At 71.6% G+C, this 17,299-nt stretch carries 18 protein-coding genes, 2 tRNA genes and 1 pseudogene; 8 read left to right on the top strand and 13 right to left on the bottom strand.

The window, feature by feature from the left end; all coding sequences use genetic code 11:
* Positions 1-4: 4 nt before the first annotated feature.
* From FHX45_RS07715 to FHX45_RS28710, 10 genes are all read right to left on the bottom strand, one after another.
* Positions 5-718, bottom strand: coding sequence for a CbiX/SirB N-terminal domain-containing protein (locus FHX45_RS07715; RefSeq protein ID WP_167097988.1), 714 nt, complete (start codon positions 716-718; stop codon positions 5-7).
* Positions 715-1,605 (bottom strand): ABC transporter permease, encoded by an 891-nt coding sequence (locus tag FHX45_RS07710; protein ID WP_167097985.1) that lies wholly within the window; start codon positions 1,603-1,605, stop codon positions 715-717. Before FHX45_RS07710 ends, FHX45_RS07715 begins: the two co-directional genes overlap by 4 nt.
* Positions 1,592-2,392 (bottom strand): ABC transporter ATP-binding protein, encoded by an 801-nt coding sequence (locus tag FHX45_RS07705; protein ID WP_167097983.1) that lies wholly within the window; start codon positions 2,390-2,392, stop codon positions 1,592-1,594. Before FHX45_RS07705 ends, FHX45_RS07710 begins: the two co-directional genes overlap by 14 nt.
* Positions 2,393-2,402: 10 nt before the next feature.
* Positions 2,403-3,464 carry an ABC transporter substrate-binding protein gene (locus tag FHX45_RS07700; RefSeq protein WP_208405843.1) on the bottom strand — a complete coding sequence of 354 codons (1,062 nt, stop codon included), beginning with the start codon at positions 3,462-3,464 and terminating at the stop codon, positions 2,403-2,405.
* Between the two features lie 38 nt (positions 3,465-3,502).
* Positions 3,503-4,804 carry a sulfate adenylyltransferase subunit 1 gene (locus tag FHX45_RS07695; protein WP_167097981.1) on the bottom strand — a complete coding sequence of 434 codons (1,302 nt, stop codon included), beginning with the start codon at positions 4,802-4,804 and terminating at the stop codon, positions 3,503-3,505.
* The gene (gene cysD, locus FHX45_RS07690; protein WP_208405842.1) at positions 4,804-5,733 is read right to left on the bottom strand and encodes a sulfate adenylyltransferase subunit CysD; all 930 of its coding nucleotides are present in this window, start codon (positions 5,731-5,733) and stop codon (positions 4,804-4,806) included. Before cysD ends, FHX45_RS07695 begins: the two co-directional genes overlap by 1 nt.
* A 10-nt stretch (positions 5,734-5,743) precedes the next feature.
* Positions 5,744-6,448, bottom strand: coding sequence for a phosphoadenylyl-sulfate reductase (locus FHX45_RS07685; RefSeq protein ID WP_167097979.1), 705 nt, complete (start codon positions 6,446-6,448; stop codon positions 5,744-5,746).
* Positions 6,445-6,606: an Insertion element protein gene (locus FHX45_RS07680; RefSeq protein WP_167097977.1), complete on the bottom strand. Its 162-nt coding sequence runs from the start codon at positions 6,604-6,606 to the stop codon at positions 6,445-6,447. The genes FHX45_RS07685 and FHX45_RS07680 overlap by 4 nt, the downstream gene beginning before the upstream one ends.
* On the bottom strand, positions 6,603-8,303 hold the full coding sequence (locus tag FHX45_RS07675) for a nitrite/sulfite reductase (protein WP_167097975.1): 1,701 nt from the start codon (positions 8,301-8,303) through the stop codon (positions 6,603-6,605). The genes FHX45_RS07680 and FHX45_RS07675 overlap by 4 nt, the downstream gene beginning before the upstream one ends.
* Positions 8,304-8,436: 133 nt before the next feature.
* Complete coding sequence (locus FHX45_RS28710) at positions 8,437-8,508, bottom strand: putative leader peptide (RefSeq protein WP_354708697.1); 72 nt, start codon at positions 8,506-8,508, stop codon at positions 8,437-8,439.
* 137 nt (positions 8,509-8,645) lie between these two features.
* On the opposite strand from FHX45_RS28710, the gene hemW reads away from it, so the two are divergent.
* From hemW to FHX45_RS07650, 5 genes are all read left to right on the top strand, one after another.
* Entirely contained in the window at positions 8,646-9,851 is a 1,206-nt protein-coding gene (gene hemW, locus FHX45_RS07670; protein WP_424923794.1) for a radical SAM family heme chaperone HemW, read from the top strand.
* A 130-nt stretch (positions 9,852-9,981) separates the two neighbouring features.
* Positions 9,982-10,473, top strand: a complete 492-nt coding sequence (locus FHX45_RS07665; protein ID WP_243868953.1) for a GNAT family N-acetyltransferase — start codon at positions 9,982-9,984, stop codon at positions 10,471-10,473.
* A 71-nt stretch (positions 10,474-10,544) separates the two neighbouring features.
* Positions 10,545-11,039, top strand: a complete 495-nt coding sequence (locus FHX45_RS07660; RefSeq protein WP_167097973.1) for a SigE family RNA polymerase sigma factor — start codon at positions 10,545-10,547, stop codon at positions 11,037-11,039.
* Between the two features lie 2 nt (positions 11,040-11,041).
* A complete protein-coding gene (locus FHX45_RS07655) occupies positions 11,042-11,905 on the top strand; it encodes a hypothetical protein (RefSeq protein WP_167095803.1) in 864 nt (287 codons plus the stop codon).
* 76 nt (positions 11,906-11,981) lie between these two features.
* The gene (locus FHX45_RS07650) at positions 11,982-12,821 is read left to right on the top strand and encodes a siderophore-interacting protein (RefSeq protein WP_167097971.1); all 840 of its coding nucleotides are present in this window, start codon (positions 11,982-11,984) and stop codon (positions 12,819-12,821) included.
* 34 nt (positions 12,822-12,855) lie between these two features.
* On the opposite strand, the gene FHX45_RS07645 is transcribed toward FHX45_RS07650, so the two are convergent.
* A complete protein-coding gene (locus FHX45_RS07645) occupies positions 12,856-13,140 on the bottom strand; it encodes a hypothetical protein (RefSeq protein WP_167097969.1) in 285 nt (94 codons plus the stop codon).
* 299 nt (positions 13,141-13,439) lie between these two features.
* On the opposite strand from FHX45_RS07645, the gene FHX45_RS07640 reads away from it, so the two are divergent.
* The 3 genes from FHX45_RS07640 to FHX45_RS07630 all read left to right on the top strand — a co-directional run bounded on the left by FHX45_RS07640 (position 13,440) and on the right by FHX45_RS07630 (position 14,877).
* Positions 13,440-13,515: transfer RNA gene (locus FHX45_RS07640), tRNA-Gly, on the top strand.
* Position 13,516: 1 nt separating this feature from the next.
* Positions 13,517-13,591: transfer RNA gene (locus FHX45_RS07635), tRNA-Val, on the top strand.
* 53 nt (positions 13,592-13,644) lie between these two features.
* Positions 13,645-14,877: a serine hydrolase domain-containing protein gene (locus FHX45_RS07630; protein ID WP_167097967.1), complete on the top strand. Its 1,233-nt coding sequence runs from the start codon at positions 13,645-13,647 to the stop codon at positions 14,875-14,877.
* 26 nt (positions 14,878-14,903) lie between these two features.
* Here the strand turns inward: FHX45_RS07630 and FHX45_RS07625 are convergent.
* Both FHX45_RS07625 and hydA read right to left on the bottom strand, forming a co-directional pair.
* Positions 14,904-15,902, bottom strand: a pseudogene (locus tag FHX45_RS07625) (TIGR03842 family LLM class F420-dependent oxidoreductase).
* A 10-nt stretch (positions 15,903-15,912) separates the two neighbouring features.
* A complete protein-coding gene (gene hydA / locus FHX45_RS07620) occupies positions 15,913-17,298 on the bottom strand; it encodes a dihydropyrimidinase (RefSeq protein WP_167097965.1) in 1,386 nt (461 codons plus the stop codon).
* Position 17,299: the final 1 nt, after the last annotated feature.

Here is a 17,299-nt window from a genome sequence, read left to right as displayed (position 1 = left end):
CGGCTCAGGCCGACCACCGCGCAGCGGCCAAGCCGGTGGTGTACCGCGCGAGCACCAGCTCCGCCACGCGGCGATCATCCGCCAGCGGGCCGGCGAGGACGACGGACGGGTCGGCGGCGCGTGCCTGCTCCGCGATACGGTCGGGCAGCAACCCGGGCGCGAGGAACCAGGACGCGACGGCGATCCGTCGCGCACCGCGGGCGCGCAGCTTCGCGATCGCCGCCGGCACGTCCGGCTTCGCGGCGCTGGCGAACGCCGCCACCGCGGGGAACCCGTGCCGCGACTGCCACCGGCGGGCCAGCGCGGCGACCGCCTCGTTCGCCGCCGGCCGGGACGAACCGACCGCGGCCAGCACCACACCCAGCTCCGGATCCGACACGTCCGCCACCGCGGCGAGCCGGTCGAACGCGACCGCCTCCAGGTCCGCGCCGAGCACGTCGGCGATCGTCACGCGCAGCTCGGGCACCTCGGCCACCAGCGCGGGCAGGTCGACCCGCGCGTGGAAGGCGCTGCCGAGCAGCAACGGCACCACCACGGCCTCGCGGTGCCCCGCGCGCACGAGGTCCCGCAGCACGTCGGTCACCAACGGGGCGGACAGGTCGAGGAACGACACCCGCACGTCGAGCCCGGGCGCCGCGACCCGGCGCACGAGCGCCCGCACGGTCGCCGCCGACCGTGGATCCCGGCTGCCGTGCGCGACGGCGACGAGCGGGATCACAACGACCCGTTCAGTCCGCGGGCCCGCAGCACGGACCGCTCCACCGGCCGGAACACGAGCAGCTCGATGCCGACACCGACGAGCAGGATCAACACGATCGCGGCGATCACCGTCGACATGTCGTTGAGGAACCGGCCGTCGTCGAGGTAGGCGCCCAGCCCCTTGCCCAGCAACGGGGACGTGGCGATGATCTCCGCCGCCATCAGCGACCGCCAGGAGAACGCCCACCCCTGCTTCAACCCGGCCAGATAGCCCGGCAGGGCCGCGGGCAGCAGGATGTGCCGCGCCGACGCCAGCCGCCCCGCGCCGAGCACCTTGCCCACCCGCGGCAGGATCGGCGGGATCTGGTCGATGCCGGCCACCAGGCCGTTCGCGATCGAGGGCACGCTGCCCAGCAGCAGCACGACGTACATCGCGGCCGGCTCGACCCCGAACCACAGCACCGCGGCCGGCACCCACGCCACCGACGGCAGGCTCTGCAGGCCGGACAGGAACGGGCCGATCCCGGCGCGCACCAGCCGCACCTTGGCGACCAGCAGCCCGAGCGGGGTGGCGATCACGATCGCGATGAGGAACCCCAGCACCGCGCGGTGCACCGAGGTCCACACGAACCCGAACGCGCGGGCGCTGCTGAACTGCGACCACAGCTCGTCCCACACCGCGAGCGGCGCGGGCAGCTGGTACTCCGGCCAGAACGCGGCGGCCCACAACGCCTGCCAGAGCACGATCACCAGCACCAGGAACGCCACCGGCGGCAGCACGGAGCGGGCGAACCGGCGCCAGCCACCCGCCTTCTCCACCGGCCGGGCCGGGGTGTCCAGCGCGTCGAGGCCGGCTTCGACCGCCGCGGCGTCCGGTTCCGCGGCCGGACCCTCAAGCGGCGGCATGGCTGCTGATCACCTCACGCAAGCGGCGGTTGATCACGTCCACGGCGGTGACCTCGTCCTGCCCGGTCAGCCCGTCGACCCGCCACTGCTGCACGACCTTGCCCGGTCGCGACGACAGCAGCACGACCCGTTGACCCAGCCGGACCGCCTCGCGCACGTCGTGCGTCACGAACACCACCGCGGTGCCGGTCGCCTCCCAGATGCGCACCAGCTCGGCCTGCAGCACGTCCCGGGTGATGGCGTCCAGCGCGGAGAACGGTTCGTCCATCAGCAGCAGCGACGGGCGCTGCTCACCGTCGTCGGTGTGGGTGGCCGAGGCGAGCGCGCGCGCCAGCGCCACCCGCTGCCGCATGCCGCCGGACAGCTCGTGCGGTCGCTTGCCGCCGACACCGGACAACCGCACCAGTTCCAGCAGTTCGCCGGTGCGGGTCCGGCGCTCGGCGCGGCCCATCCCGGCCAGTTTCAGCGGCAGCTCGACGTTCGCCGCGGCGGTCAGCCACGGCATGAGCGCCGCCTCCTGGAACATGACCGCCGGCCGGGACGTGGTCAGCTCGATCGCACCGGCGGTCGGCCGGTCGAGGTTCGCGATCAGGTTCAGCAGGGTGGTCTTGCCGCAACCGGACGCGCCGAGCAGGCAGACGAACTCGCCCGGCGCCACGTCGAGGTCGACGCCGGCGAGCGCGGTCACCGCGTCGCGTCCCTGCCCGAAGCTCTTGTGCACCCCGGACAGCCGCACGGCGTGCCCGGTGGCGGGTTCCACCGGTGGACGCCCCAGCGTGGCGGTCATGAGCAACCTCCTACTTCTTGTCCAGGCCGGCGGCGCTGACGGGCGGCTTGCCGGCCTGGGCGAGCACGGCGTCGAGCAGGGCCAGGTCGGCGAACCCGCCGAGTGCGGGCGCCTTGTTCTTCACCCCGGCGGTCACCTGGTCCTGGGCCAGCTGCGGGAACTGCGCCGCCAGCGGGTCGGTGGTGAGCTGGATGCCCTGCCAGGCGCGGTCGAGCACCGGTGCGGTGAGCGCCTTGCCGGTGAGCTGCTGCAACTGGGTGTTCACCGCGGCCTTCGCCTTTGCCGGATCGGTCCCTGCCAGCGTGTTCGCGTCCAGCAGGCCCTGCAGGACCGCGGTGACGGTGGCGGGGTGCTGCTGCAGGAACTGGGTGCGCACGATCAGCACCGTGGTGGGGAACTGCCCGCCCGGCCACAGGCTCTTCTCGTCGACCAGGACCTTCGCACCGGCCTCGAGCACCAGGCGGGACGCCCACGGCTCGGGCAGCCACGCGCCCTGGATGGCGCCGGATTTGAACTGGTCCAGCGTCAGCGCGTTGTCGATGTTCTGCACGTTCACGCCGGTCAGTTTCTGGTCGGCAACCCACTTCTTGAGCGAGACGTCCTGCGTGTTGCCCAGCTGCGGTGAGGCCACGGTCTTGCCCTGCAGGTCCTGCGGGGTGTTGATCTCCGGCTTCACCACCAGCTGCGCGCCGCCGGAGGTGGCGCCCGCGATGAGCCGCACCGCCTCGCCGCCGGACTGGGCGTAGGCGTTGATGGCCGGGCCGGAGCCGATGAAGCCGATGTCCAGCGAGCCGCCGAGCAGCGCGTTCACCTCTTCCGGGCCGGCGTTGAACTTGGTCGGCACCAGCTTGGTGTTCCCGAGGTGCTGGGCGAACAGGTTCTGGTCCAGCCCGATCAGCGCGGAGGCGTGGGTGACGTTGGGGAAGTACCCCAGCCGGACCTCACCGGCGGGGCCCTGATCGGCCGCCGCCGCGGTCCCCTCCGAACGGTCCGCCCGCGAACATCCGGTGACCACGGCCAGCGTGGACAACGCTGCTGCTGCCAGAGCCACGACACGAATGCTGCGTCGCATGGTTTTCACGGGCGGACCTTTCGGTTGGGGATGGGGAGTCACGGGCCGGGGGAAACCACGTCCCGGTCGCTGCGCAGCACGGGAAGCGGCGCACCGACCATCCCGGCCGCCAGCGTGGTGCCGTCGGCCGGGTCGATCACCAGGAAGGCGCCGGTGCGCCGGCTCACCTCGTACTCGTCGACCGGCAACGGCTCCGCGAGGCGGACCCTGGCGCGGCCGATCTCGTTGAGCTGCAACGTCTCCGGGGACTCCACAGTGGACAGCTTCTGCTCGTCGAAGCGGGAGGACAACTCCTCCACGAACGCCTGCACCGTGCGCGCACCGTGCTTGACCAGCACGCGCGCGCCCGGGCGCAGCGGCTTCTCCGACAGCCAGGCGAGCGTCGCGTCCAGCTCGTCGGCGGGCACCGGGGCCGAACCCGCCACCGCGATCACGTCACCACGCGCGATGTCCAGGTCGTCGGCCAGCACCAGCGTCACCGACCGGCCGGCGCCGGCCTCGGCCAGCTCGCCGTCCGGCGTGTCGATCCGCTCGACCGTGGTGCGCAGGCCCGCGGGCAGCACGACCACCTCGTCCCCGGGCCGCACGGTGCCCGCCGCGACCTGACCGGCGTAGCCGCGGTAGTCCGGGTACTCGGGCGTGCGCGGCCGGATCACGTACTGCACCGGGAAGCGGAACGGCGCGTCGTGCGGGTCCGGCGCGACCGGCACGGTCTCCAGGTGCTCCAGCAGGGTGGGGCCGCTGTACCAGGGGGTGCGCGCCGAGCGCTCGACCACGTTGTCCCCCGCCAGGGCGGACACCGGGATCGTCAGCACCGATCCGTCGGCGTAACCCAGGGACGTGGCGTGGTCGGTGAACTCCTTCGCGATGACCCGGAAGGTCTCCTCGTCGTGGTCGACCAGGTCGATCTTGTTCACCGCCAGTACCAGGCGCGGCACGCCGAGCAGCGCGAGCACCGCGGCGTGCCGGCGGGTCTGCTCGATCACGCCCTTGCGCGCGTCGACCAGCAGTACCGCCAGCTGCGCCGTGGAAGCCCCGGTGACCGTGTTGCGGGTGTACTGCACGTGCCCCGGGGTGTCGGCGAGCACGAACGAGCGCTTCGGGGTGGCGAAGTAGCGGTAGGCGACGTCGATCGTGATGCCCTGCTCGCGTTCCGAGCGCAGCCCGTCGACGAGCAGCGAGAGGTCCGGAGTGGACAGACCACGGTCGACGCTGGCGCGGGTGACCGCGTCCAGCTGGTCGGCCAGGACCGACTTGGTGTCGTAGAGCAGACGGCCGACCAGAGTGGACTTGCCGTCGTCCACGCTCCCGGCCGTGGCCAGGCGCAGCAACGAGCTCATCAGAAGTAACCCTCCCGCTTGCGGTCCTCCATGGCGGCCTCCGACAGGCGGTCGTCGGCCCGGGTGGCGCCGCGCTCGGTGAGCCGGCTCGCCAGCACCTCGGCGATCACCTCGTCGACGGTGGACGCCGTCGACTCGACCGCGCCGGTGCAGGAGCCGTCACCGACCGTGCGGTAGCGCACCGTCAGCTCCGTCACCTCCTCACCGTCGCGCGGACCGCCCCACGGCCCCTCGGTCAGCCACATGCCGTCGCGCTTGAAGACCCTGCGCCGGTGCGCGTAGTAGATCGAGGGCAGCTCCACCTGTTCACGGGCGATGTAGTTCCACACATCGGCTTCGGTCCAGTTGGAGAGCGGGAACACCCGCACATGTTCCCCCGGACGGTGCCTGCCGTTGTAGAGGTTCCACAATTCGGGACGCTGGCGGCGCGGGTCCCACTGCCCGAAGGCGTTGCGCAGGCTGAAGATCCGCTCCTTGGCGCGCGCCCGCTCCTCGTCGCGGCGCCCGCCGCCGAACACCGCGTCGAACTTGTGCTCCGCGATCGTGTCCAGCAATGGCTGCGTCTGCAACGGGTTCCGGGTGCCGTCGGGCCGTTCCGCCAGGCGCCCGTCGTCGATCCAGTCCTGGACCTTCGCGACGATCAGCCGCAGGCCGTGCTTCTCCACGACGTGGTCGCGGAACGCGATGACCTCGTCGAAATTGTGCCCGGTGTCGACGTGCAGCAGCGGGAACGGCACCGGTGCCGGCCAGAACGCCTTGATCGCCAGGTGCAGCAGCAACGTCGAGTCCTTGCCGCCGGAGAACAGGATCACCGGCCGGTCGAACTCACCCGCCACTTCACGGAAGATGTGGATGGCTTCGGATTCCAGCGCGGCCAGGTTGTCCAGGTCGGGCACCGCCGCCGAGTTCACGTGCGCCGTAGTCGTCAATTCCCTCTCCCTACGCGTGCAGGCCGCACTCGGTCTTGGACTTGCCGGCCCACCGGCCGCTGCGGGGATCGGCCCCCGGCGCCACCTTGGCGGTGCACGGCGCGCAGCCGATCGACAGGTATCCCTCACCCACCAGTGGGTTCTGCAGGATGCCGTGCTCGTCGATGTAGGCGTTGAACTCCTCGTCGGTCCACGGCGCGATCGGGTTCACCTTGACCAGGCCGTTGCGCTCGTCCCAGGTCACGATCGGGGTGTTCGCCCGGGTCGGCGCGTCCACCCGGCGCACCCCGGTGACCCACGCCGAGTAGTTCGCCAGTGTCGTGCGCAGCGGCACCACCTTGCGCAGGTGACAGCACAGGTTCGGGTCCCGCTCGTGCAGTTTCGGGCCGTGCTCGGCGTCCTGCTGCGCCACGGTCTGCTCGGCGGCGGCGTTGACGATCCGCACGTCCGGGTAGACGGTCGCCACCGCGTCCCGGGTGCCGATCGTCTCGGCGAAGTGGTAGCCGGTCTCCAGGAACAGGATGTCCACATCGGACTTCACCTGGGTGGCGAGGTCGATGAGCACCGCGTCCTGCATGTTGGAGGCGACGATGAAGTCGTCGCCGAAGGTCTCCGCGGTCCAGCGCAGCGCCTCCAGGGCGGTCGCGCCGGCCAGCTCGGCGGACGCCTTCTCCGCCAGTGCTTTCAGTTCCCCGGTCCTCGTCGCGGTGGTCACTCGTTCGCTCCTTCTCCCAAGCGCAGCCCGATGAACTTGACGGTGAACACGCGGCGGCACGCGCCGCACAGCCAGGCCCCGCCTTCCTCCGGACGCAGGTCCTCGTCCCCGCAGTACGGGCAGTGGAACGGCGTCGCCCGTTCGGACGGTGCCGTCATCGCAGGTCGGCCTCGTCGGCGCGGGCCACCCACTGCGGGAAGCGCTCGCCCTCGTCGCGCTGGCTCAGGTAGTTGCGCACGACCCGCTCGACGTAGTCGATCAGCTCGTCGCCGGTCACCTTGTGGCCGCGCAGCTTCCGGCCGAACCCGGCGTCCAGCCCGAGCCCGCCGCCCAGGTGCACCTGGAAGCCCTCGACCTGGTTGCCGTCGTCGTCGGTCACGATCTGGCCCTTGAGGCCGATGTCCGCGGTCTGGATGCGGGCGCACGAGTTCGGGCAGCCGTTGATGTGCACGCTGACCGGGTTGTCCACCTGGTCCTGGATGCCGGCCAGGCGTTCCTCCAGCGCGGCCACCAGCTCCTTGGCGCGGACCTTGGTCTCCACGATCGCGAGCTTGCAGAACTCGATCCCGGTGCAGGCCATCACACCCCGCCGCCACGGGCTCGCGTCGGTCGGCAGGCCCAGCTCGGCGAGCTCGGACCGCAGCCCCGCGACGTCCTCGGCGGCGACGTCGAGGACGAGCAGTTTCTGCAGCGGCGTCAGCCGCACCCGGCTGGAGCCGGCGCGCTCGGCCGCCTTGGCGACGTTGATCAGGGTCGAGCCGGACACCCGGCCGGCGATGGGGGCGGCGCCGACGTAGAACTTGCCGTCCTTCTGCTTGTGCACACCGACGTGGTCGCGCTGCACCGCGGGCACCTCGGGCGCCGGGCCGTCGATCAGCTTCCGCTTGAGGTACTCGGATTCGAGAACCTCACGGAACTTCGCGGCGCCCCAGTCCTTGACCAGGAACTTCAACCGGGCGCGGGACCGCAGGCGGCGGTAGCCGTAGTCGCGGAAGATGCCGATGACGCCTTCCCACACCTCGGGCACCTCGTCGGAGGGCACCCACGCGCCGAGCCGCTGGCCGATCATCGGGTTGGTGGACAGGCCGCCGCCGACCCACACGTCGAAGCCGGGGCCGTGCTCGGGGTGGCGCACGCCGACGAACGCGACGTCGTGGATCTCGTGGGCCACGTCCGGCAAACCGGACACCGCGGTCTTGAACTTGCGCGGCAGGTTCGCGTATTCGGGCTTGCCCAGGTAGCGGCGCTTGATCTCGTCCAATGCCGGGGTGCCGTCGACGATCTCGTCCTCGGCGATCCCGGCCACCGGGGAGCCGAGCATGACGCGCGGGCTGTCGCCACAGGCCGTCATCGTGGTGAGGCCGACGCCCTCGAGCTTCTCCCAGATCGTGGGCATGTCCTCGATCCGGATCCAGTGGTACTGGATGTTCTGCCGGTCGGTGATGTCGGCGGTGTCGCGGGCGTAGGTCTGCGAGACCTCGCCGATCACCGCGAGCTGCTCGGTGGTCAGGACACCGCCGTCGATGCGGACGCGGAGCATGAAGTACTCGTCGTCCAGCTCCTCCGGCTCCAGCGTCGCGGTGCGGCCACCGTCGATCCCGGGCTTGCGCTGGGTGTAGAGGCCGTACCAGCGGAAGCGGCCACGCAGGTCGCCCGGGTCGATCGAGGCGAAGCCGCCGTTGGCGTAGATGTTTTCGATCCGCGATCGAACGTTGAGCGGATGGTCGTCCTTCTTGGAGCGCTCGTTCGGGTTCAGCGGTTCGCGGTAGCCGAGGGCCCACTGGCCCTCACCACGACGCTGCCGGGCTCGCGGGGTCCGGGCGGCGGCCGGGTTGTCGCGCGTCGGCGAAGCCATGTTCGAGTCCTTCCGGGGCTCTCGCGAAGGCGCCGTGCGCACGGAAAAGCCCTGGTCGAACCCGTGGTGGGGAGTCGGCAGTCCGCGGCGTGACGGCGCCCGCTCGTCCTAGCTGGGGTGGCGGGTGGCGGCGTCAGTTCGTCTCGCGGCACAGGGCGCTCGCGACACGCCGGAAGTCGACGTGGCGACGCACCACGAGGAGCACTCCGGCAGAAGTCACCGCCTCAGCGTGCCACGCTGCTGAGGATGTGGTCCAGCCCGCACCGCATGCTGGGATACGCGTCACGCTGAAAATATCTCCGCCCAGCCGGTCGGCGGACCGGATCAGGGACACTGGACGACGTGAGTGAGACTTCCGCGCCGGCGGCGTTCACGCTGCCGGAGCACGCGCTGGCCGGACTGGGGACGCGACCCTTCGGCGTGTACGTGCACGTACCCTTCTGCGCGACCCGCTGCGGGTACTGCGACTTCAACACCTACACCGCGGGTGAGCTGGGCACGAGCGCCTCGCCGGAGTCGTGGCTGGAGGGGCTGCGGCGCGAGCTGGACCTGGGCGCGCGGGCGCTGGGCACCGCCCCGGCCGCCGAGACCGTGTTCGTCGGCGGCGGCACCCCGTCACTGCTGGGGGCCCACGGGCTGGCGGCCGTGCTGGACGCGGTGCGGGATGCGTTCGGCCTGGCGCCCGGCGCCGAGGTGACCACGGAGTCGAACCCGGAGTCGACGTCGCCGGAGTTCTTCACGGCGATCCGCGCGGCCGGGTACACCCGCGTCTCGCTGGGCATGCAGTCGGCCGCGCCGCACGTGCTGCGGGTGCTGGACCGCACGCACACGCCCGGCCGGGCGGTCGCCGCCGCCAAGGAGGCCACGGCGGCCGGGTTCGAGCACGTGAACCTCGACCTGATCTACGGCACGCCGGGGGAGCGGGCTTCGGACCTGCGTGCCTCGCTCGACGCGGTGCTCGAAGCCGGGGTCGACCACGTGTCGGCGTACTCGCTGATCGTCGAGGACGGCACCGCGCTGGCCCGGCGGGTGCGGCGGGGCGAGCTGCCCGCGCCGGACGAGGACGTGCTGGCCGCGGACTACGAACTGATCGACTCGGTGCTGTCCGGAGCCGGGCTGAGCTGGTACGAGGTGTCGAACTGGGCGGCGTCGGAAGCCGCCGCCTGCCGGCACAACCTGGGCTACTGGCGGGGCGGCGACTGGTGGGGTGCGGGGCCGGGCGCGCACAGCCACGTCGGCGGCGTGCGCTGGTGGAACGTGAAGCACCCGGCGCGGTACGCGTCCGTGCTGGCGGACGGTGCGGCACCCGAGGCCGGCCGCGAGGTGCTGACCGCCGGGGAACAGGCGTTCGAGCGGATCATGCTGGAGCTGCGGCTGGCCGAGGGGCTGCCGGTGTCGGCGCTGGACGCGCCGGGGTTGCGCGAGGCCGAGGCGGCGGTGGCCGAAGGTCTGCTGGACGCGGCCGCGTTCGCGGACAACGGGCGGTGCGTGCTGACCTTCCGCGGGCGCCTGCTGGCCGACGGCCTGGTGCGGCGGCTGGCGGCCTGATCAATTCGGTCGCCCGGCCGCTGCCGGCCCTGCTACCTTCCCGGGACAACCTGGTGACTTCGGGAGGTCGGGAATATGCCTGTCAGCGGCCGTCTTTCGCCTGCCCATTTTCTCTCACCAGGAGTTCTCCTTGTCCCTGATTACTGATCGTCTGCTGCTGCGTCCGTGGACCGAGGCGGAGGCCGCCGCCGTCCGCGCCGGTGAGCGCCACCAGGGCTGGGCGCCCGACTTCCCCGCGGAAGGGGATGTCGTGATCGCCGGGTTGCTCGCCGAGCGGCCGGACTGGCTCACCGAATTCGGGCACCACCTCGTGGTCGAGCGGGCCACCGGTGAGGTGGTCGGTTCGATCGGCCTGTTCTGGCCGCCCGAGGACGGCACCGTGGAGATCGGCTACGGCATCGTGCCGAGCCGCCGCGGCCGCCGCTACGCCGCCGAGGCCACCGTCGCCCTGACCCGGTTCGCGCTCGGCTCGCCGCAGGTGCGCAGCGTGTCCGCGCAGGTCGAGCGGAGCAACCCGGCCTCGGTGCGGGTGCTCGAAGCGGCCGGCTTCACGTGCGTCGCCGACGACGGCGACGTGCTGCGCTTCACCAGTCCCGCGAACCACGCAGCCGCCCTGGAGTGATCTAGGTCTCATCTCGGCCCGAACGGCTGACCGACTGCAACCGGTGGCCCGGGTGCCGGCATCTGCTGAGCGTGCACTTCGACGACTTCGCCCGCGAGCAGCTGCCGGGGCTGGTGCGGTTCGCGGCGGTCCTGACCGGGGACCCGGAGCTGGCCCAGGACCTGGTGCAGGAGGCGCTGGTGCGGGCCCACACCCAGTGGGCCCGCATCACCGGCGCCGATCGCCCGGACCTGTACCTGCGGAAGATGGTCGTCAACGGGCACCTGTCGTGGCGGCGCCGCTGGTACCAGCGGGCCGTGCGGTCGGTGGCCGACCCGACCTGGTTCCGCGAACCGCGCACCGCCGACCCGGCCGGGCGCATCGCCGACGGCGCGCAGTTGAAGGAGCTGCTGGCGGGGCTGAGCCGCTCCCAGCAGGCCGCCATCGTGCTGCGGTTCTACGAGGACCGGGACGATCACGAGATCGCCTCGGTCCTCGGCTGCGCGGTGGGCACCGTGCGCAGTCACATCTCTCGCGGCCTGTCCGTGCTGCGGGTTCGCCTCGGCGCCGAGATGGAGGTGGCCTGATCATGTCCGACCTGCGGGGACTGCGGGAAGCGCTGCGGACGCGGGAAGCGCTCGCGCCCGACCCCGACGCGATGCTCGCCGGGGCACACGGCCGCATCCGGCGGCGCCGCACCCGGCGGCGCGTGGCCGGGGCGGTGGCCGCGGTGGCGGTCGTGATCGCCGGCGTGGGCGCCGGGATGAGCCTGCTGCGCCCCGGTGCCGAGCCGGAGTCGATCGAGGCCGCCGCCGGGACGGCCGACGTGCCGCTCCCGGCGCCGGTGCTGCCGTTCACCGTCGACGTGCCACCGGGGTTCACGTTGACCAACTGGTCTACCTTCGGTGCCTGGGCGACCGCGTATTACGAGTGGCGCGGTGGACGGGAGCTCGAGCAAGTGGAGGTCAGGGTCGTCGCCGCGGGACCGGACGCTCAACTGGAGGGCAATAGCAGAGGCAAGGTGGAGCGGCGGCTGGAGTCTGGTCAGGTGGTCAGCGTGTGGTCCACGAGTGGGTTACCGCCCGAGCAGAGGCAGGCGATAGCCGATTCCGTCCGGTGGGTGCCGTCGATCTTGCCGACGCCGCTGCGCGCCCTGCGCGTGCCTGCGGGGTTCACCGTCCGGGAACGATTGGGAAGCAGTCACAGGGAGTCACTGACGCTGTGCCCGGCCGAGGTTCCCGCCCCTTCATCAGGACATGGGGACGGCCGGTGCTACTTCGTGACGGCAGCTGAGCCGGCGAGCGTTCCGGCGCCGACGTTCACGTCGCTGCCTCCCGTGCCGGTCAAATCGGTGCGTCGCCAGCTCGACCAGGACACGGAGCTCACCGTGGAGACGGAAAGCGGCAGCCAGGCGGTGGTGGACGCGATCGCCGCCTCCGCCGCCGCGCGTTAGCGGGCGCCCGGGTTTCTCTCGTCCGGATTAGGGTAGCCTAACCACCCAGATCCCGAAGGCGAGTGAGGAGCGCGGTATGGCAGGCAGGTCCCGGCCGGCGGTCCGGTTGCGGGTGCTGCGCACCCAGCGGCTGACCCCGCACATGATCCGCATCGTCGCCGGCGGGCCGGGGCTGGCCGGCTTCCAGCCGAACGGGTTCGCCGACGCGTACGTGAAGGTGCTGTTCCCGCGCCCGGGCGTGGCGTACCCGGAACCGTTCGACCTGGAGGCCGTCCGCGCCGAGCTGCCGCGCGAGCAGTGGCCGGTCATGCGGACCTACACCGTGCGTTACTTCGACCCCGATGCCGGTGAGCTGGCGCTGGACTTCGTGCACCACGGCGACCAGGGGCTGGGCGGGCCGTGGGCCGCGGCCGCCCAGCCGGGCGACGAGTTGCTGCTGACCGGTCCGGGCGGGGCGTACGCGCCGGGCGACGAGGCGGACTGGCACCTGCTGGCCGGCGACGAGAGCGCCCTGCCGGCGATCGCGGTCGCGCTGGAGATGATGCCGGCCGGGGTTCCGGTCCGGGTGTTCGTCGAGGTGGCCGATCCGGCCGAGGAGCAGCCGCTGGCCACCAAGGGTGACGCGCAGATCCGGTGGCTGCACCGCTCCGCAGGGGATGACCTGGTGGCCGCGGTGCGCGCCCTGGACTTCCCCGCGGGCACGGTGCAGGCGTTCGTCCACGGCGAGGCCGGGTTCGTGCGGGAGCTGCGCCGGTACCTGCTCAACGAGCGCGGGGTGCGCAAGGACCTGCTGTCGATCTCGGGCTACTGGCGGCGCGGCCGGACCGACGAGGAGTGGCGCGCGGAGAAGGCGGCGGAGCGTGCCGCCGAGGCCGCCGCGGGGACGGCTGGATCCCTCCCGCGGTCCCAGGCGTAGGGACGGCCCGGCTTCCGCCCCAGATGGTGAGCGGCTAGCAGGTGACCACGCCGTCGAAACGGCCCGGGTAGGGCCAGTAGTAGAGCCTGCCGGTGTTCGGCTCGTAACTGTCGCACGGCTTGTCGGTCGCGAACGCGAGGACGACCTTGAGCCGCAACCGGTACGGGCACTTGTTGGTCACCCACACGTAGTCATCGAGCTTGCCGTCCGTCAGATCGGTTTCCACGCAGTTCGGTGCCGGCCCCAGCGGCATCGTCGAGGCGGGGTCGGCGTGCGCGGTGGTGGTGCCGGTCGCGACGGCCACCGCGACCGAAGCCACGGCGAACAAGGTCCTGCCGGTTCTGCCCACGAGTGCTCATCCCCTCGGTCGTGTCCCCGCACTGCCTGCCGCGGCGCGGCCTGTCCCATCACTACCGCATTGCCGGGTTTGCGGCGGCTTGCCGGGAAACAGTTACTTCGATCGATCCGGTCCACGTCACCCATTCGGCCGGACCCGCCCAAGCTGCTGATCCACCTCGTGGGGATCCCACGCGCGGACTCGGTTGATCACCCCGGGTGGTTGCGCGGGCCGTCCCGGGCATCGGCTATTGTCTTCCCCGGCGGGTTCCGGCCCGTCACGCGGACGTAGCGCAGCTGGTAGCGCATCACCTTGCCAAGGTGAGGGTCGCGGGTTCGAATCCCGTCGTCCGCTCCACGCGCGATTAGCTCAGCGGGAGAGCGCTACCTTGACACGGTAGAGGTCACTGGTTCAATCCCAGTATCGCGCACCATTCACCGGCTTCGCGGCTGGTCCCGGTCACCCCTACTCGGGTACAACGGCTGCATGGCGACGGAGCTGAAGGTGGACACCGATCCCGCGGAAGCGGGATTCGACGCGCGGCGGCTGGAGCGGATCGAGCGGCATTTCGCCCGCTACGTCGATGACGGGCTGCTGCCCGGCTGGCTCGCCGTGGTCGCGCGGCACGGGAAGATCGCCTACGTCGCACAGCGGGGCCACCGGGACGTCGAGGCGGGTCTCCCCGTCGAGGTGGACACCCGCTGGCGCATCTTCTCCATGACCAAGCCGATCACCTCCGTCGCGGCGATGATGTTGTACGAGGAGGGCGCCTTCGAGCTCACCGACCCGATCGCGCGCTGGCTCCCGGAGTTCGCCGAACCGCGCGTGTTCGTCAAGGGCTCGGCCCTCAAACCGGTGACCGAACCGGCCACCGAGCCGATCCGCGTGTGGCACCTGCTCACCCACACCGCCGGGCTCACCTACGGCTTCCACCACGCCCACCCGGTCGATGCGATCTACCGCGCGCACGGTTTCGAATGGGGCACGCCGCCCGGCGCCGATCTCGCCGAGTGCACCCGGCGGTGGGCCGGGCTGCCGCTGGTCTTCCAGCCGGGCGCGGAGTGGAACTACTCCGTCGCCACCGACGTGCTCGGCCGGCTCGTCGAGGTCGTGTCCGGCCGGCCGCTCGACGAGTTCTTCGCCCGGCGCATCTTCGAGCCGCTGGGCATGAACGGCACCGGGTTCGCCACCGACTCGGTGGACAAGCTCGCCGCGCTGTACGTGCCCGACCCGTCCACCGGCAAGGCCGTCCGCAACGACGCGTTCGGCCGGACCGGGCAGGAGAAACCGGCCTGCCTGTCCGGCGGCGGCGGCCTGGTCTCCACCGCCGCCGACTACCACCGGTTCACCCAGTTCCTGCTCGGCCGCGGCGAGCTCGACGGTGTCCGCCTGCTCGGGCCGCGCACCGTCGACCTGATGGCGAGCAACCACCTGCCGGGCGGTGCCGACCTGGAGGCCTACGGGCGGCCCTTGTTCGCCGAAATGCCCTTCCACGGCTTCGGCTTCGGCCTCGGGTTCTCCGTGCTGACGGACCCGGTCGCGGCGAAAACCCTGTCCAGCAAGGGGGAGTACGCCTGGGGTGGCGCGGCGAGCACGGCGTTCTGGGTCGACCCGGCGCAGGGGATCACCGCACTGTTCTTCACCCAGCTGCTGCCCTCCAGCACCCACCCGATCCGGCAGTACCTGCGGCAGCTCGTGTACCAGGCGGTCGTGGACTGACCGGGCGCCGCGACCGCGGCGCCCGGTCACCGGGCGAGCTCGCCGATGATGTCCGCGCCGTAGGCGTGCAGGGTCCGTTCCCGCTGGTCGTGCATCAGGTACACGGCGAACTGGTCGACCCCCAGCGCGGCCAGTTCCTGTAACCGGGTGAGGTGCGCCCCCGCCGGCCCGGTCAGGCAGAACCGGTCGACGATCTCGTCCGGGACGAACTCCGTCGACGGGTTGCCCGCCTTGCCGTGGTGGCTGTAGTCGTAGCCGTGCCGCTCACGGATGTAATCGGTCAGCTCGTGCGGCACCGGGCCGGACTCGCCGTAGCGCGCCACCAGGTCGGCGACGTGGTTGCCGACCATCCCGCCGAACCACCGCAGCTGGTCGCGCTGGTGCGGCAGGTCGTCGCCGACGTAGGCGGGTGCGGCGACGCAGATCGTGATGCCCGCGGGGTCCCGCCCGGCCGCCCGCGCCGCCTCCCGTACCGACCCGATGGTCTACTCGGCGATCGCCGGGTCGGCGCACTGCAGGATGAACCCGTCGGCGTGCTCACCGGCCAGCTGCAGCGCCTTCGGCCCGTAGCCCGCCATCCACATCTCCAGCCGCCCGCCCCGCACCCACGGGATGCGCACCGGCGCGTCGCCGAGCACGACCTCCCGGCCCTCGGCCAGCTCCTTGACCACGTGCATCGCGTCCCGCACGGTGGCCAAAGTGGACGGACGTTTGCCGATCACCCGGTGCGCCGAGTCACCGCGCCCGATCCCGCACACCGTGCGGTTGCCGAACATGTCGTTGAGCGTGGCGAACAGCGACGCGAGCACCGACCAGTCCCGCGTGCCGGGGCTGGTGACCATCGGCCCGACCGTCATCGCCGAGGTGGCGGCGAGGATCTGGGAGTAGATGACGAACGGCTCCTGCCACAGCACCACGGAGTCGAAGGTCCAGCCGTAGCCGAACCCGCAGTCCTCCGCGGCCTTCATCAGCCGGACCACCTCCCGTGCGGGCGGGTCGGTCTGCAGCACCACACCGAAGTCCATCACGCGCTCCCTAGTTCAGGTACTGGCACAGATCGCGGGACAGGAACTTCCCGTGCCCGGTGCTGCCGCTGAACCCGGACGGCGACACGACCACCCTGCCGCGCGAGAGCACCGTCTCCACCTTGCCGGTGATCTCGAACCCCTCGTACGCCGAGTAGTCCACGTTCATGTGGTGCGTCCGCGCCGAGAGGGTCTGCTTCGCCGCCGGGTCGTAGACCACGATGTCGGCGTCCGAACCCGGGGCGATCACGCCCTTGCGCGGGTACAGCCCGAACATGCGCGCCGGCGTCGTGGAGCACGCCTCGACCCAGCGGCCGAGCGAGATCTCGCCCGCCACCACGCCCTGGTGCAACAGGTCCATCCGGTGCTCCACACCCGGCATGCCGTTGGGGATCTTGCTGAAGTCCCCGCGGCCGAGCTCCTTCTGGTCCTTGAAGCAGAACGGGCAGTGGTCGGTCGACACCACCGACAGGTCGTTGGTGCGCAGCCCGCGCCACAGGTCGCCCTGGTGCCACTTCTCCCGCAGCGGCGGGGAAGCGACGTACTTCGCGCCCTCGAAGCCCGGCTTCGCCAGGTCCTCGATGGACAGGTACAGGTACTGCGGGCACGTCTCGGCGAACACGTTCTGCCCGCTGTCGCGCGCCTGGGCGACCGCGGCCAGCGCCTGCGACGCCGACAGGTGCACGATGTACAGCGGTGCGCCGGTGACCTCCGCGAGCCGGATCGCGCGCGAGGTCGCCTCGCCCTCCAGCTCCGGCGGCCGGGTCAGCCCGTGCTGCACCGGATCGCCCTTGCCGGCGGCCAGCGCCTGCGCCACCAGCTGGTCGATCGCGATGCCGTTCTCCGCGTGCATCATGATCGTGGCGCCGGTCTGCCTCGCCTGCTGCATCGCGCGCAGGATCTCGCCGTCGGTGGAGTAGAACACGCCCGGATAGGCCATGAACATCTTGAAGCTGGACACCCCGGCGTCGATGCAGGCCTGCATCTCCTTCAGGGTCGTGTCGTTGACATCGGACAGGATCATGTGGAACCCGTAGTCCACGGCGCAGTTGCCGTCGGCCTTCTCGTGCCACTTGTCCAGCGTCGGTTGCAGCGTCGATCCCTTGGGCTGCACCGCGAAATCGATGATCGTGGTGGTGCCGCCCCACGCCGCGGCGATCGTCCCGGTCTCGAACGTGTCGTGGGAGAACGTGCCGCCGAACGGCATCTCCATGTGCGTGTGGGCGTCGATCCCGCCGGGCAGCACGTACTTCCCGGTCGCGTCGATCACCTCGTCGGCGGTGCCGAACAGCCCGGGCGCGGCGACCGCGGCGATCGTCTCGCCCTCGACGAGCACGTCCGCGCGGCTCGCCCCGGTGGTGGACAGCACGGTGCCGCCCTGGATCAGCGTGCGCATC

The organism is Amycolatopsis granulosa (assembly GCF_011758745.1).
GTDB lineage: Bacteria > Actinomycetota > Actinomycetes > Mycobacteriales > Pseudonocardiaceae > Amycolatopsis_E > Amycolatopsis_E granulosa.
This window is presented reverse-complemented; position numbering and strand designations above follow the sequence as displayed.